Source organism: Paenibacillus sp. JT22N1, assembly GCF_059692155.1.
Genome location: NZ_JCAUAW010000004.1, coordinates 109649 through 123813, shown reverse-complemented (window position 1 = coordinate 123813; position 14165 = coordinate 109649). Strand labels below are relative to the sequence as shown.

Below are 14165 nucleotides of genomic sequence, written 5' to 3'. Positions count from 1 at the left end.
TACCGTTAATTTAGCAGAAATCAGGTAAATGACGCATTAACACTGAATATAGCTGGAGGTTTTCCCGTTAAATGCACTTTCATCGGTATCCTAGTGAAATTAACAGGAGGAATTCCAGTATCTTCGGGCGACTAGTGTTCCTGTCGTGATGTGGGGAAATAAGCTGGCTATTGCCCGAGCGCCATCACTGCGATGCCGCTGCTGTTTAGCAGCGCGCGGATGTCGCGCGCGAACTGCACGGCCTGTGCACCATCGCCATGGATGCAGATCGTGTCCGCGCGCATGCTCAGATCCTCTCCCTCCCGGGAGAGGACCTTCCCTTCGCGGACGAGCCTTACGACCTGCGCCGCAGCGTCGGCGGCGCTGAAGAGCAGCGCCCCTGGCTGATCGCGGGGCGTTAGCGTGCCGTCCCGCTGGTAGCTGCGGTCCGCGAAGGCTTCGCTCGCGGTCTGCAGCCCCGCGGCGACACCCGCCCGCAGCAGCTCGCTGCCGGGCGGGCCGAACAGCGTCAGCTCCGCGCTGACGCTGGCTGTCGCAGCCGCAATGGCCGCGGCGAGATCATGGCGCTTCGCAGCCATGTGATAGAGCGCGCCATGCGGCTTGACGTGCTGCAGTCGTCCGCCTTCGGCGTGGACGAACGCCTGCAGCGCCCCGAGCTGATACAACGTCAGCTCGTAAGCCTCCGCCGGCGTGATCGCGATCTCGCGCCGGCCGAAGCCCTGTAGATCGGGAAGGCCCGGATGGGCCCCGATCGCAACGCCCTTACGCATGCACAGCTGCACAGTGCTGCGCATGGTTGCGGGATCGCCTGCGTGGAACCCGCAGGCGATGTTGGCGGAGCTCACGAAATCGAGCAGCTCCTCGTCCCGCCCAAGGCGATAAGCGCCGAAGCCTTCGCCCATGTCACAATTCAAGTCAATACGCAGAATTCTCACTCCCAGTTCTTCAGTTCTTCAAGTTCTTCAAGTTCTTCAGTTCTTCAGTTCTTCAGCTCTTCAGTTCTTCAGTTCTTCAGTTCCTTAGCTCTCTTCAGTTCTTCAGCTCTTCAGTTCTTTAGTTCTTTAGTTCTTTAGTTCTTCAGCTCCCAGTCCTCAGTTCTTCAGCTCTTCATTCCCTAGTTCCTCAGCTCTTCGGCTCTCAACTCTTCAGTTCTTCAGTTCTTCAGCTCTTCAAGCCCTTCAATCCTCATCCACGATCCCACACCCAAGCCCGAACCCCAGCCTCAAGCAGCCGCAAATCCATCGCCTGCAGCAAGATCTGCTCCTGGGCTTCACGGTGGCTGACCTCCCGGAAGCGAAGCTTTCCGCCTGGTTTCACTTGAGCTACTAAGGGAAGATCGGCCGTGATGACATGCGCGATGCGAGGGTAGCCTCCGGTTGTTTGGCAGTCCGCCATCAGCAGAATGGGCTGTCCACTTGGGGGCACTTGAATTGTCCCTTGGACGACCGCTTCTGAGATCATCTCACTCGGTACGCCATCAGAGAGTTCAAGCCTCACTCCTTCCAAACAATAACCCATTCGATCCGATTGTGCGGTAACGAAGTAGCTTTGAGACATTAAGCTGCGTATGCTTACGTCTGTAAAAAGGGCCGCTTCCTTCCCTTTTACGACTCTTACAACTGGATTTTCTTCATATCCTGGACGAATAAAGGCACTCACAGAACCTGGAAGGTGAAGATAATCGCCTACCACGTCTTGTCTTACCGGCAAATCATCTCCTGCTTGGAGTGCTCTTCCTTGGTGACCGCCTATGCCCGCACGCAAATAGGTGCTTCTGCTGTCCATTACAGGTTTCACCTCGAAACCACCATACACAGCTATGTAGGCTCTGCAGCCCTTAAGTGCATAATGAACATTTAGCTGCTCTCCTTTACGGATCAGAAATGGTCGCCACAGTGGCACTCGAATACCATCCCTATCTGCTTCCATATCAGCTCCGCATAAAGATAGCAGCATATCCTTCTGCGCAACCATGCACGGTCCTAGTAGTGTCATTTCCAAAGCAGCTGCGCCCCAATCATTCCCAACGAGTATATTGGCTGCTCGATGCGCAAAGAGGTCCATGGGGCCTGATGTAATGACGCCATATTTCCGCTGTCCATACCGTCCCTCATCCTGCAAGGTTGATAATAATCCCGGCTTGATGACCTCAAAGCCCATTTTCCATGTTCCTCTCCTTTTCATATTGGAACTGCTCCGCCGTAATGGATACAAATCTTACTTGATCTCCTACCTTTAGTAGAGATGGTGGATCGGATTCTGGACGAAATAATGCTAGCGGGGTTCGACCAATCAAATTCCAGCCGCCCGGCGTTTCAAAGGGGTAAATGCCTGTTTGAGCACCGCCAATGCCTACCGAACCAACGGGTATCCTCGTCCGAGGCACCGATTTTCTTGGTGTAGCTAGCTGGTCATTCAATCCACCCAAATAAGGAAATCCAGGTGCAAAGCCTATCATATATACCGGATAGACCTGCGAGGTATGCAGGTGCACGATTTCTTCCTTGCTAACCCGATGATAAGCCGCAACATCCGCAAGATCCGGACCATAATCCTCACTGTAACAAACAGGGATTTCAATCATTCTCCCAGGCTCGTTAATATAAGCCTCATTTGTATGTTCAAAGTTATCCAAGAGATTTTGAATATGTAATAAGACAAAATCATAGGGTAGTAACGTATTCGTCCAGCTGACACGTCCATTTTTTCGGGTGGTTCCCTCTTCTGAATAATGGTTGTAAACCTGGAAGCTGTCATAATAAATCGTGATTGTTGTATACGCCGTTACTATTTCAATAAAACCTTCAAAACGATTATTCTCTAGGTAAGCTGTTAACTGACGTACACGATTCAGAATGGATAAATCAATGTCCGTACCAAGCCTAATCACAATAGCCGAATCTCCAAGCATATGGCATTCGTAAAAGAGCTTGGTCATGCAAATTGTTGCTTTTTGAGCCAATTTGCACATAATTCAGGCCAAATGTAAGCTTCCTGATGATCATCAGCTATTCCAATACCATGACGCCCGCTCTCAAACACGTGCAGATCAAAAGGCACTTTATGACGACTAAGCGCCCCTGCAAATAGCAAACTGTTCTCGACGGGAACGGCCGCATCATCTGCTGTATGCCAGAGAAAAGTCGGTGGCGTATGCGCTGTTACTTGTTGGTCATTGGATAGCATCGAGACCAACTTCTCATCCGGTGTTTTTCCCAGTAAATTAATCTTTGAACCTCCATGTCCATACTCTCCGGTGAATGTAATAACTGGGTAACAGAGCACCATCACATCGGGACGACTGCTTTGTCTATCGATCGGATCGACGGACTCCTGATCCCCTGAATCATAGTGTGTACCGGCTGTAGAAGCTAGGTGTCCACCTGCCGAGAAGCCGAGAATACCAATGCGGTTCGGATCGATCTGCCATTCTTCCGCATGATGCCTTACTGTTCGAATTGCCCGCTGTGCATCTTGGAGTGGAACTGGATGTTCGTAAGGAGCCACACGGTAATTCAAAACAAAAGCTGAAATCCCAAGTCCATTTAACCATTTCGCAATAGGCTCCCCCTCATGAGCAGCACGCGTACCGTAGCCTCCTCCGGGAAATACTATAACTGCAGAGCTCAAGCCTTCCTTAGACACAGGGTATAAAGTCAAACTCGGACATCCTTGGTTATTTTCTCCTATGCTAATCTTGGATGCTCCGGGCCATAATTCAATTGTTTTTATCATACTCAATGTGAAACCCCCTATTTTCATTTTCGTACTAAGTTAATAATATCGAATCTCAATTAAGTAGCAAGAGTCTATTTTACAAAAAAAGGAGATGATCTTCATGATAGTAGCTACAACAGAAAACATCGCAGGTTATGAAGTCACGGAAGTGTTGGGCAGTACATTTGGAGTCGTTGTGCGAGCTAGAGGGATTGGCGGCGATATTCTTGCTTCTTTAAAGGGACTTGTCGGCGGGGAAGTCACGCAGTATACCCAGATGGTAGAAGACGGGCGAAAGCAAGCCATGGACCGATTAGTCAAAAATGCCGCGGCCATGGGCGCTGATGCTATTGTAATGATGCGTTTCGATAGCGGTGACATCGGACAAAATATGAGTGAAATCGTCGCTTATGGCACTGCCGTCCGGACACGAAGGCTATGAGTGGACTCGGTCCGATTTTACTTATTTATGGAACATGGGTCATCGGCTTTATCATTCTCCTTCTTCTGGGTTATCTCATTTATGACAAACGCTATAAAAACAACGGTTCAACGACGCCTAGTAAGCCCTCAAACGGCTTTGTCTCAACATCAGAGGTATTCATTGATCCAAAGGATGGATTCACTTATCGCGTGTATTACAATCCTAGATCAGGCGACCGGGAATACATTCGCGAATCCTAACGCCATTCAAACAAAAAAGCCGTACACAAGAAAGAGTCTACACTCTCTCTTATGTGCGGCTTTATTTATGGCTACAACCTAGTCCCAGATGACTTCCCAATTTTCGTTCACACTAGCTTCAATTGTACCACGCTCCATAATGTATCCTGCCAATAGTTCAGCTACGTCCGTTGGGATATCCTTGATGACCGGTTTGTCCTGGAACATCGCATAATTGCCTCCGCCTGCGGCCCGGTAATTATTCATTACAACATCGTATGAAGCTTCGAGATCCAGCGGTTTCCCTTCATATTCCAGTTGTACAACACGCATGCCAATTGGGCGGGATATGTTCAAAGTATAGGTAATCCCTTCCCACATATCATAGTTATAATGCGACGGCTTCGGCTCTCTAAACTTGCTGCTCACCTGAACTTCACCAGATAACATTAATTCAAAGTATTCTGCTGACTGCTCTAAAGCATCCTTGATGTCTTGTCCGGAAATCCGAATCACCTTCAGTGTATTCGGGTAAATGTAGTTAGAGACGATGTCCCTCATTGTAATATCCGATGGAAATCCTGGCGATACGTTATCAAACAGCGCTGTATTGGAAATGGCTGCTCCCGAGAGCTCCATTTGAACACGATTGATGAACTCAATTAGCGCATTATCCTTCAAGCGAATTTGCATAGGATCTTTGACGAGCATATCTCCGGACAACTTACCAATTGGTTGGTCGAGCCATTCCTGAGTCTTCGCTTCATAAGCACTAACAAGCTCTATCAATCTACTGTCTGCTTCAATATTAGCCACAGAAAGCAGCTCCGATTTCTTGGCATCGATGCGCCATTTGCCATCTACCATCGAGAGCTCTAATTCAACTTTACCAAGTGTTACACCGGCAGTTCCTGGTTGAACAATGACGACGCCATTGATTTCTACTCCCGCAATGCTTCGGTGTTGGTGCCCTGTAAGCAGAACATCTATTCCTTCTACTTCCATGCATAGTTGATAGCCTTGGTTTTCTCCTGTCAGAGGCTCCGTTGGCTCACCCGTCGTTAGATGTCTTTCAAAACCGCCATGGTAAGAGACAACAACAGCATCCACTTGCTCTTGCTCCTTGAGTACCTTTACCCATTTCTTAGCCGACTCTAAAGCATCTTCGAACCGCAGACCTTCGATGTGATCAGGATTTTCCCAATTCGGAATATAGGGAGTTGTTAATCCTAGAATTCCTATGCGAACGCCGTCAGGTAACTCTTTAATCAAATATGGCTTTCCTAGGAACGGTTCTCCGCTTTCCGCATCCACAATGTTGGCGCATAACCAAGGAAACTTGGATTCCTGAACCGCTTTTCGCAGCACACGCAGGCCATAGTTAAATTCATGATTGCCAATAACGGCCGCATCATAACCTACATAGTTCAGACCAAGGACCATTGGATCTATCGGTTCGTTATTCAATCTAGCATGATGATACGCAAGTGGCGTACCTTGAATCAGGTCCCCATTATCGATCACAATAACATGGGCTTCTTTCTTACGTTCAGCGGCTATAAGCGCAGCCACTCTGGACAGACCCACATCGTTTGGTTGATTGTTTGCATAGTGAATAGGCAGCATATTTCCATGCAGATCACTCGTTTCTAAAATGGTTACTCTACTTTTCTGCAGATTACTAGGTTGAGTCAAATTACCCACTCCAAGCGTATTATTTTGTAGCACTTTACATATCGATTGTCAGATTAACAAATACTTCACACAATCTTCCATATATTATATGATAATGTTATAGTACATCATAGATAAAAGTAAACAATTAAACGGAGGTCAAAACAAGATGATGAAAAAATTTACTGTTATTAGCTTGTCCATGATTGTTGCTGCAGGTGTTCTTGCAGGCTGTGCAAAAAAAGAGGAAACAGCCCCTGCTGCATCCGCATCTACGAAAGCTTCCGCTACACCAGCTGCAGCTGCAGGCTTCGTACCTAAAGAGCTTAAAGTACAGTTCGTACCTTCCCAAAATGCAGAGACGCTTGAAGCAAAAGCAAAGCCACTAGAGAAGCTTCTTACAGACAAGCTTGGTATCCCGGTTAAGGTTTCCGTTTCAACGGATTATAACGTAGTTATCGAAGCTATGGCTTCCAAACAAGTTGATGTTGGCTTCTTGCCTCCAAGTAACTATGTTGTTGCGCATGACAATCGTAAAGCTGCCGACCTTCTTGTGCAAGCAACACGTTTCGGTGTTGATGACGCAACTGGTCAACCAACCAAAGATCTTGTTGATTTCTACAAATCAATGATCGTTGTCAAAGCCGATTCCCCTATCAAATCCGTTGCTGATCTGAAAGGTAAGAAAATGGGCTGGCAAGGTGTTACATCCGCAGCAGGTTATGTATATCCAGGACTATTATTGAAAAAAGCTGGCATAGATCCAGTTAAAGACGTAACTGGCGTTCAATTCCAAGGCCATGATAAAGCGGTTATCGCTCTTCTCAACGGTCAAGTTGATGCTGTAGGCGTTTTCCAAGATATCCGTACCAACATGGTGAAAGATTACCCGGACATCTTTAAACAAACAAAAGTTCTGGCCTTCTCTGATAAAATTCCTAATGATACAATCGCTGTTCGTTCCGATATGGATGCAGCTTGGAAAAAGAAAATCCAAGATGCTTTCATCGCAATCGGTACTGACCCAGAAGGTCAAAAAGTTATTTTCGATGTTTACACACATAAAGGCTATGTAGCTACTGAAGATAAAAAATTCGATATCGTTCGTGAAGCTAACAAAGAAATGGGCTTGAAATAAGCTTATTTCCCTGTGAAATGAAAAGAGGCAGTCTCAAAAGTAACATGATAGATGTGTGAGACAGATCCAATTGTTTAAACATAGTGAATATTTGAATGAAAAAGGAGCTAAGCGGTTGTATGTGCTTAGCTCCTTTTTTTGGCGTCCACCGCCGCTTTCTTCAGCAAGTTATGGGCAAGCGAAAACCACCCGACCTCCAGACTTACTTTGGGTAAGCCTCGAAGCAGGAACCTTTTAAATCCACGATTGTTCTTCCTATCACCAAACACCGGCTCGGGCTCGATCATACGTCCAACCGCTAGTGCGCAGCCTTCTTCGCTGCGGAGTTTTTCACATGCCTGTTTTTTTAAACGCAAATACTTCATGCTCAACGTCAAAGATCATGTCGTCTAGACGATTCATTGCTGCGTTAACGACGCGAACGAGATGATTGAAGGGAATGTCCCTTCTAAATCCAATGGCAAGCAAATTTGATCCATGGTATATGGAATGTACAAAGAAGTGTGGATGGGTGGTACCGAGAGGCTGCCCCTCAGTCATTTATAACTTGGGACAGCCCTTGTTTTTCGCACTGTATATCTCACAGTCATCTTCGGCGACTTTTTGCACAGCCACTTTTGCTGCAATGATGTATTTCATCGTTAGATTCAAGTTGAGTTAGCATTACGATTGCTGCATCGATGTTTTACATCGTTAGGAGGGCGATTGGGAGTATAACGGCCCATAAAAGATTGATGGAACGATGTTTTACATTGTTGCAAAGGAGCTCAATCATCGTTTTAATGCTGTAACGATACTTTTCATCATTGCGTCAGAGGTCGGCAAACTCTGCGTGTACAGCCTATCTCTTAGACATCTTCGACTACTTTTTGGACAGCCACTTTTTTTACATTCTACTCCGAACCCCCCTTGCATACTATGAATGTGGCTCTTCCGCGTAAATGTTTTTTTACTTTTGCATGATAAACGTTTACCTGGAGCTGTCATATATCATAGTGAGGTGAAAAATTGGATGTTCGAAATGCTTATTAGCTGCAAAAAAGAAGTCTCTATCCGGTGCGGTAAAGACGAGATAAGGGGGGTCATTACGAATTACCATCCTACTTTTCGACTTTTGAAATTGAATAACGTCCTGATTCCTATAGAGCTGATCGAACAAATTGAGGTGTTAGAACCGGTCTTGGATTCATTCACCCCATCAAAGACCAACCGTGAAAGTAGGTCACTTCGCTTGGTAGCCCAAGGAAGGCATTACAGCTAATGCGTAGATACAAAAATCCCCTCAAGGGAAGTTGTATTTTGTACAGCTTTTAGGCTAGATAGACGCTGGTTTGTTGCTTAATGTTGCAGAAAATGCAACAATTACGCCAACATTGATCATGCTGCATATTAATGCGGCTAAATTGTTGTATGAAGTGCAACATCTTCAACAAATCCAGACGAAAACCGAGAAATTGTTGCACGTTATACATACCACTACTAATCTTCCTCTAAATCGTCTTTTCCGCAATCCGCGAAACCCGAAAAATAGTTATCCTAAAAAAACAAAACGTTACTGCCCTAAACGGACCATCCTAAATAAAAAGCCAATCTTTATGAACGAATAAGCCTCCAAACCCACTATGATAGCTGGAGTTGGAGGCTTATTTTCAATTAAATTTCACTTATAAAAGACTTTCCCATGTCCTCATACAATGCGTTTGCGGAGTGTCCCTGAGATGTAGTCAATGACAGAGACGGTGACAATGATCCCAATGAGAATGATACCTACTCGCGGCCACTGCCTCGCATTGAGTGCGAAGATGAGTGGCGTACCGATACCACCTGCGCCAATAACACCTAGCAATGTCGCTGAACGGACATTTATCTCAAAGCGATATAAGGTATACGAAATGAAATCGGGAATGACCTGCGGCACAACGGCAAACGCCATCCGCTGCCAAATGTTTGCACCTACAGCCGTCATGGCTTCCGTAGGTCCCATATCCATATTCTCAATGGCTTCTGCATAAAGTTTGCCGAGCATCCCTACGGAGTGAAGTCCTAATGCCATAACCCCAGCAAAGGCATTAGGACCTACTGCTTTAATAAAGATCAAGGCCATAATAATCTCCGGTATTGTTCGTACGACACTCAAGAATAATTTCCCTGTGCTTGAAACTGCACGAAACCGGCTCATATTAGCTGCTGCCCAGAAGGCAAACGGGAGACAGACAATCGCTGAAACAAAGTTTCCTAAGTAGGAAATAGATAAGGTTTCAAGCAAGGATCGAAGTAAATCTTCTCCTTCTGGAATATACACATAGGCCCAGTCAGGATGTACTAAACCGGATAACATGGATTTCGTGAGAATCCAAGTCGTTGGTTGGAAGCCCGTCAACTCAAGGCCGGTTAATGCCCATATGAACAAGGCAACAACGGCAACCCAACCGATTATCTTATAGGTAGTTGAACGCGAAGCTGACATCGGTTTCGCGCTGCCTTTTAGCAAATAGGAACGGAATCGTGTACTGACCAAATCAATAATAACAACAACTAATAAGGTATAGATAACAATGGCACAGGATTGATCATAACGGAACAGATCCAGCGTGTTTTTGAGTAGCAAGCCAATACCGCCGGCTCCAACCAATCCGAGAATAGCTGATGCCCGAATACTAACTTCAAATGTGTACAATAAATGAGCCAAGTACGTAGGTGCAACCTGAGGAATGACGCCGAATCGAATGAGTTTGAGTTTGTTAGCGCCAACAGCCGTCATAGCTTCAAGTGGTCCGGGGTCAATAGCTTCCGTTGATTCATAAGAAAGCTTAGATATAATACCAAAGGTGAAGAAAATTAGTGCAAGTGTACCGGCCGTTGGGCCAAAGCCTACCAAAACGGCAAATAGTGCTGCATAAAGCAGATCTGGAATCGTACGGAATAGATTCATGATAAGTCTAGCTGGATAGAACAACCATGGCGCCGTTGTAACATTACGAGCTGCTAACAGTGCCATCGGGAAAGCAAACAAGGCTCCAATTGCTGTACCAATAATGGACATCTGCAGCGTTTGTGCCATTGGCTTCCATATATCAGCGAAAAACAGCCAATCCGGCGGAAACATCTCGGCTATGAATTTAAGAATCTCCGGAGTACCGGTAACGAGCTTCGTCAGCGTCGCATCTGTCTGATAAATACTCCCAATCAGGAAAAGCACCATGATCAGGGCAATGAGATAGATCTTCGTACGAGGAGGCTTCTTGACTGTCGTTACACTCATTCCTCCAGCACCCCCAAGAGCTCGTCTTTCTTAATTGCACGGCCATAAATCTCGGAGAATACGTCATCTGTTGCTTCCGAAACGGGTCCGTCGTATACGACTTTACCTGCGCGAAGTCCGATAATTCGAGTTGCATATTCACGTGCAAGGTCAATAAAGTGAAGGTTAACGACAGTCGTTATGCCGAGCTCTGTATTGATCCGCTTCAAGTCGTCCATTACTTGTCTCGTCGTTAATGGATCAAGGGAAGCTACTGGTTCATCGGCTAAAATGATTTTCGCTTCTTGTGCCAGCGCTCTCGCGATGGAAACACGCTGCTGTTGACCGCCGGACAATTCATCGGCGCGTGAATAAGCTTTTTCCCGAATATTGACTCTCTCCAGCGCTTTCAAGGAAAGCTCGATATCGTGTTTGGGGAACAAACCGAGAACTGTGCGCAGGGTGGAATGGTAGCCTACTCGTCCGGATAATACATTTCGAATCACGGTTGAACGCTTGACCAGGTTAAAGGTTTGGAAGATCATCCCGATATCTCTGCGCATGCGGCGTAATTCGGCACCGTTCGCCTTTGTTATGGATTTGCCATCGATTAATATTTCTCCATCTGTCGTCTCATGCAAACGGTTAATCGCACGCAGCAAAGTGGATTTACCTGCTCCTGATAGTCCTACAATAACAACGAATTCTCCGGGATGAATAGTTAAGTTAATATCATTCAAACCAACAGTTCCGTTAGGATATACTTTGGAAATATGCTTAAACTCAATCATATAAGTCCTACTTTCTTTTACAGATTATCTAAAGTTCAGACAGACTACTTTCAACGTATTTCGGCAAAATCCTTTTTTCTTTGATAACCTTTAGAAAATATTCATATTCCATTGTTATCCATAACAAAAAAGTGGTCTCATAGGCTATCTGAGACCACTTTTATCACATGATTTATACTTTGGCACGCCAACGTTCTTCAATCTTCATCCCTTTCCAAACGGCAATGGAAATCGCCCACGCCACCACGAACAGAGCAACTAAGATATAGCCCAATGTCCCGAAATCAATCTCCTGCAGCCACGTCCAGAAGGTCCCTTCTAATCTGAATTCTTCGGAGAGAACTTGCCCTAGCTCGATCACGCCAATAATTAAAGCAGCAATGACGGCCAATGCGGTCACTGTTAAATTGTAATAAAGCTTACGTACCGGTGTATGAAATGCCCATTTGTAGGCTTTGGTCATGAACATCCCGTCCGCTGTATCGAAGAGGCTCATCCCTGCCGCGAACAGCAGCGGAAGTGATATGACGCCAATGAATGGGATAGCTTCCTTCGCCGCATGGGCAGAGATCGCTAGGAGCGCAATTTCGCTCGCCGTATCAAAACCTAAACCAAAGAGAAAACCTAACGGGTATACATGCCAGCTTTTGCCTATGAAAGAGAAAAGTGGTTTGATCATTCGAGCAATGAATCCACGGGACTCGAGAAGCTCCTCAAACTCTTTATCGTCGTTTGTGCCGCCACGAAATTTCAAGAACATTTTATACAGATTGATGAGAATGAGTAAATTCAAAATACCAATAATGACAAGAAACAGACCGGAAACCGAAGCGCCGATAACTCCCCCAAAACGCTGCATCCAAGGAAGCTCACGCGCTGCCCATTGTACGGAGAATGCAGTCACTATAGCCATGACGAAAACGACAGAGGAGTGTCCTAATGAAAAGTAGAAACCAACTCCTAATGGATTCTTCTTCTGCTGAACGAGCTTGCGTACGGTATTGTCGATCGCCGCAATATGGTCAACGTCGAAAGCATGCCGCATCCCTAATGTGTAGGCAAGGAGCCCAATCCCCCAAAAGGCAGGCGTCATTTTCGCTACACTATATAATCCGATAAGCCCAAGTATATGTAAGAGGACGATCACACCAACGTACCCAGCCCAGCTTCTTCTCTGCTGTAGTATTGATTTCCACATCATTGACACCATGCCTTTCTTTTCGTGTTACGATTTAATAATAATGTAGCACACGTGTGCATGACTTGAGAAGTACTTACCTCATTTTTTTGTGAAGAAATCTAACACATATCTGATATAATAGAAACCGTTCCAAAGATGGAATAATGAAAGGAATGGATCGACTCTATGTCTCTTCGTATTTTCAAGCTTTTTACGATTCTAGTGCCTGTTCTCATCATCGGCGGCTTTGAATATATACGTCATGAATTTCTACTTAATTATTTAACCATGGAAGCCGGAAATTTCACGATTACCATCATTACTTTGCTGCTTTCCTATCTCTTCGCTTCGTGGATGTTTCAAAGTATTGAGCGCAGCAATGAGAAAGTGACAATCGGTGAAGCTCGCAGAGCTGTGTATGAAGAACGTGAGCGTTTGGCCAGAGAGCTTCATGATGACTTGGCACAAACCCTTTTCTTCCTTAATGTGAAGTTGAAGCAAGGAGATTTAGAAGAAGCCAAAGCAGCGGTGTCCGAAATCGATAACTCGCTGCGACAAGCCATTTTTAATCTGAGAACACCCCCGGAGGAAGGTGCTAACTTCCATCAGCGCATCCATAAATTTCTGGAGAATTGGCAATTGGTGACGGGTATTGAGCTTCATGAGAAGTTAACTGTGGAAGAAAACAGCTTCTCTTCTGGAGAAGAAGTTCAGCTTTTCGGTATTATACAAGAAGCGTTCACCAATATACGCAAGCATTCCATGGCAACGCAAACCTCAATTATTCTGGAAGCTCATCCAGAGGCATGGCGTCTACACATTACCGATAATGGAAATGGATTGCATCACGGAACATCAAAAGGGAAGACCTATGGCGTTGAATTGATGCAGAAACGTGCAGCCGAGCTAGGTGCATCTTTCGAGTTAAATATGAAGGAACCGAGCCAGTTGGCTACGGGAACTACACTTCTAGTACAAGCAGATAGGAGGAGGAGCTAATGCCGAGCAATCAGCCGTTCCGCGTTCTCATCGTAGACGATCATCCACTAGCTAGGAAAGCGATTCGCAGCATGCTGGAGCCTGTATCCGACTTCTATATTGTAGGAGAAGCGAACAGCGGTGAAGAAGCGATTCTTCTTTGCGGCGAGGTCGCGCCTGATGTGGTTTTAATGGATATACATATGTCCCCTATGGATGGACTTGAAGCAACGCGGCGCATTAAGCAAGCATACGGAGCTATACGCATCGTCATGCTCACTGTATCCGATGATGTAGCTGACCTCTTTACAGCGCTGCAATTCGGAGCTCAAGGCTATTTGTTAAAAAACATGGACCCTGACGAATGGCTCACTTACCTACGAGCTCTGCTCGACGATAATTCAGAAGCCGCCAGGGGGATGGCGGATAAGCTTTTCCAAAGGTTCCGCGCCCCCATTGGTATGCACACAGAAGGCCCGACACCGAGCATGTTGACCTCTCGGGAACAGGAAATTACCGCCTATGTTGCCCAAGGGGATAACAACAGACAGATTGCAGAAAAGCTGCTTATATCCGAACATACCGTTAAGAACCACATGAAAAATATATTGGTAAAGCTTGGGATTGAGAATCGTGTCCAGCTTACCGCATTCGCCATTAAGTACGGACTGACACGAAAAGGACAAAACTAGTCGAAAAAATAGCCCAGTCGAGTCATACTCTTATGCTTGTCGATCAGGTAATATGGACAACATGATAAGAGTTAACTTGAAGGGGGAACAC

General features: G+C 45.9%; 14 protein-coding genes and 1 pseudogene. 6 read left to right on the top strand and 9 right to left on the bottom strand.

From position 1 onward, the window contains the following. Positions 1 to 167 precede the first annotated feature (167 nt). From AC58UU_RS09690 to AC58UU_RS09675, 4 genes are all read right to left on the bottom strand, one after another. Positions 168 to 929, bottom strand: coding sequence for a LamB/YcsF family protein (locus AC58UU_RS09690; RefSeq protein WP_497315553.1), 762 nt, complete (start codon positions 927 to 929; stop codon positions 168 to 170). A 256-nt stretch (positions 930 to 1185) separates the two neighbouring features. Then, complete coding sequence (locus AC58UU_RS09685; RefSeq protein WP_497315085.1) at positions 1186 to 2184, bottom strand: 5-oxoprolinase subunit C family protein; 999 nt, start codon at positions 2182 to 2184, stop codon at positions 1186 to 1188. After that, a complete protein-coding gene (gene pxpB, locus AC58UU_RS09680; RefSeq protein ID WP_497315083.1) occupies positions 2150 to 2938 on the bottom strand; it encodes a 5-oxoprolinase subunit PxpB in 789 nt (262 codons plus the stop codon). The genes AC58UU_RS09685 and pxpB overlap by 35 nt, the downstream gene beginning before the upstream one ends. Then, the gene (locus AC58UU_RS09675; protein ID WP_497315551.1) at positions 2935 to 3735 is read right to left on the bottom strand and encodes an alpha/beta hydrolase; all 801 of its coding nucleotides are present in this window, start codon (positions 3733 to 3735) and stop codon (positions 2935 to 2937) included. Before AC58UU_RS09675 ends, pxpB begins: the two co-directional genes overlap by 4 nt. A 103-nt stretch (positions 3736 to 3838) precedes the next feature. On the opposite strand from AC58UU_RS09675, the gene AC58UU_RS09670 reads away from it, so the two are divergent. Together AC58UU_RS09670 and AC58UU_RS09665 are read left to right on the top strand one after the other, a co-directional pair. Beyond that, entirely contained in the window at positions 3839 to 4159 is a 321-nt protein-coding gene (locus tag AC58UU_RS09670; RefSeq protein ID WP_029194039.1) for a heavy metal-binding domain-containing protein, read from the top strand. Continuing rightward, positions 4156 to 4401, top strand: coding sequence for a hypothetical protein (locus tag AC58UU_RS09665; RefSeq protein ID WP_051253192.1), 246 nt, complete (start codon positions 4156 to 4158; stop codon positions 4399 to 4401). Before AC58UU_RS09670 ends, AC58UU_RS09665 begins: the two co-directional genes overlap by 4 nt. Positions 4402 to 4479: 78 nt before the next feature. On the opposite strand, the gene AC58UU_RS09660 is transcribed toward AC58UU_RS09665, so the two are convergent. After that, complete coding sequence (locus AC58UU_RS09660; protein ID WP_497315549.1) at positions 4480 to 6057, bottom strand: bifunctional metallophosphatase/5'-nucleotidase; 1578 nt, start codon at positions 6055 to 6057, stop codon at positions 4480 to 4482. A 166-nt stretch (positions 6058 to 6223) separates the two neighbouring features. On the opposite strand from AC58UU_RS09660, the gene AC58UU_RS09655 reads away from it, so the two are divergent. Beyond that, positions 6224 to 7192 (top strand): phosphate/phosphite/phosphonate ABC transporter substrate-binding protein, encoded by a 969-nt coding sequence (locus AC58UU_RS09655; protein ID WP_497315080.1) that lies wholly within the window; start codon positions 6224 to 6226, stop codon positions 7190 to 7192. A 125-nt stretch (positions 7193 to 7317) separates the two neighbouring features. Here AC58UU_RS09655 and AC58UU_RS09650 read toward each other — a convergent pair. Continuing rightward, positions 7318 to 7569 (bottom strand): annotated as a pseudogene (locus AC58UU_RS09650) (transposase); the annotation flags it as partial. A gap of 635 nt (positions 7570 to 8204) precedes the next feature. On the opposite strand from AC58UU_RS09650, the gene AC58UU_RS09645 reads away from it, so the two are divergent. After that, positions 8205 to 8453 (top strand): hypothetical protein, encoded by a 249-nt coding sequence (locus AC58UU_RS09645; RefSeq protein WP_497315078.1) that lies wholly within the window; start codon positions 8205 to 8207, stop codon positions 8451 to 8453. A gap of 426 nt (positions 8454 to 8879) precedes the next feature. On the opposite strand, the gene phnE is transcribed toward AC58UU_RS09645, so the two are convergent. From phnE to AC58UU_RS09630, 3 genes are all read right to left on the bottom strand, one after another. After that, entirely contained in the window at positions 8880 to 10454 is a 1575-nt protein-coding gene (phnE, locus tag AC58UU_RS09640) for a phosphonate ABC transporter, permease protein PhnE (protein ID WP_497315076.1), read from the bottom strand. Further along, positions 10451 to 11224 (bottom strand): phosphonate ABC transporter ATP-binding protein, encoded by a 774-nt coding sequence (gene phnC, locus AC58UU_RS09635; protein ID WP_057304748.1) that lies wholly within the window; start codon positions 11222 to 11224, stop codon positions 10451 to 10453. The genes phnE and phnC overlap by 4 nt, the downstream gene beginning before the upstream one ends. A gap of 172 nt (positions 11225 to 11396) precedes the next feature. Next, the gene (locus tag AC58UU_RS09630) at positions 11397 to 12425 is read right to left on the bottom strand and encodes a HoxN/HupN/NixA family nickel/cobalt transporter (protein ID WP_497315074.1); all 1029 of its coding nucleotides are present in this window, start codon (positions 12423 to 12425) and stop codon (positions 11397 to 11399) included. A gap of 165 nt (positions 12426 to 12590) precedes the next feature. Between AC58UU_RS09630 and AC58UU_RS09625 the strand changes: the two genes are divergently transcribed. After that, a complete protein-coding gene (locus AC58UU_RS09625; RefSeq protein ID WP_497315072.1) occupies positions 12591 to 13403 on the top strand; it encodes a sensor histidine kinase in 813 nt (270 codons plus the stop codon). Further along, positions 13403 to 14074 carry a response regulator gene (locus AC58UU_RS09620; protein WP_497315070.1) on the top strand — a complete coding sequence of 224 codons (672 nt, stop codon included), beginning with the start codon at positions 13403 to 13405 and terminating at the stop codon, positions 14072 to 14074. The genes AC58UU_RS09625 and AC58UU_RS09620 overlap by 1 nt, the downstream gene beginning before the upstream one ends. The last annotated feature ends 91 nt before the right edge of the window (positions 14075 to 14165 follow it).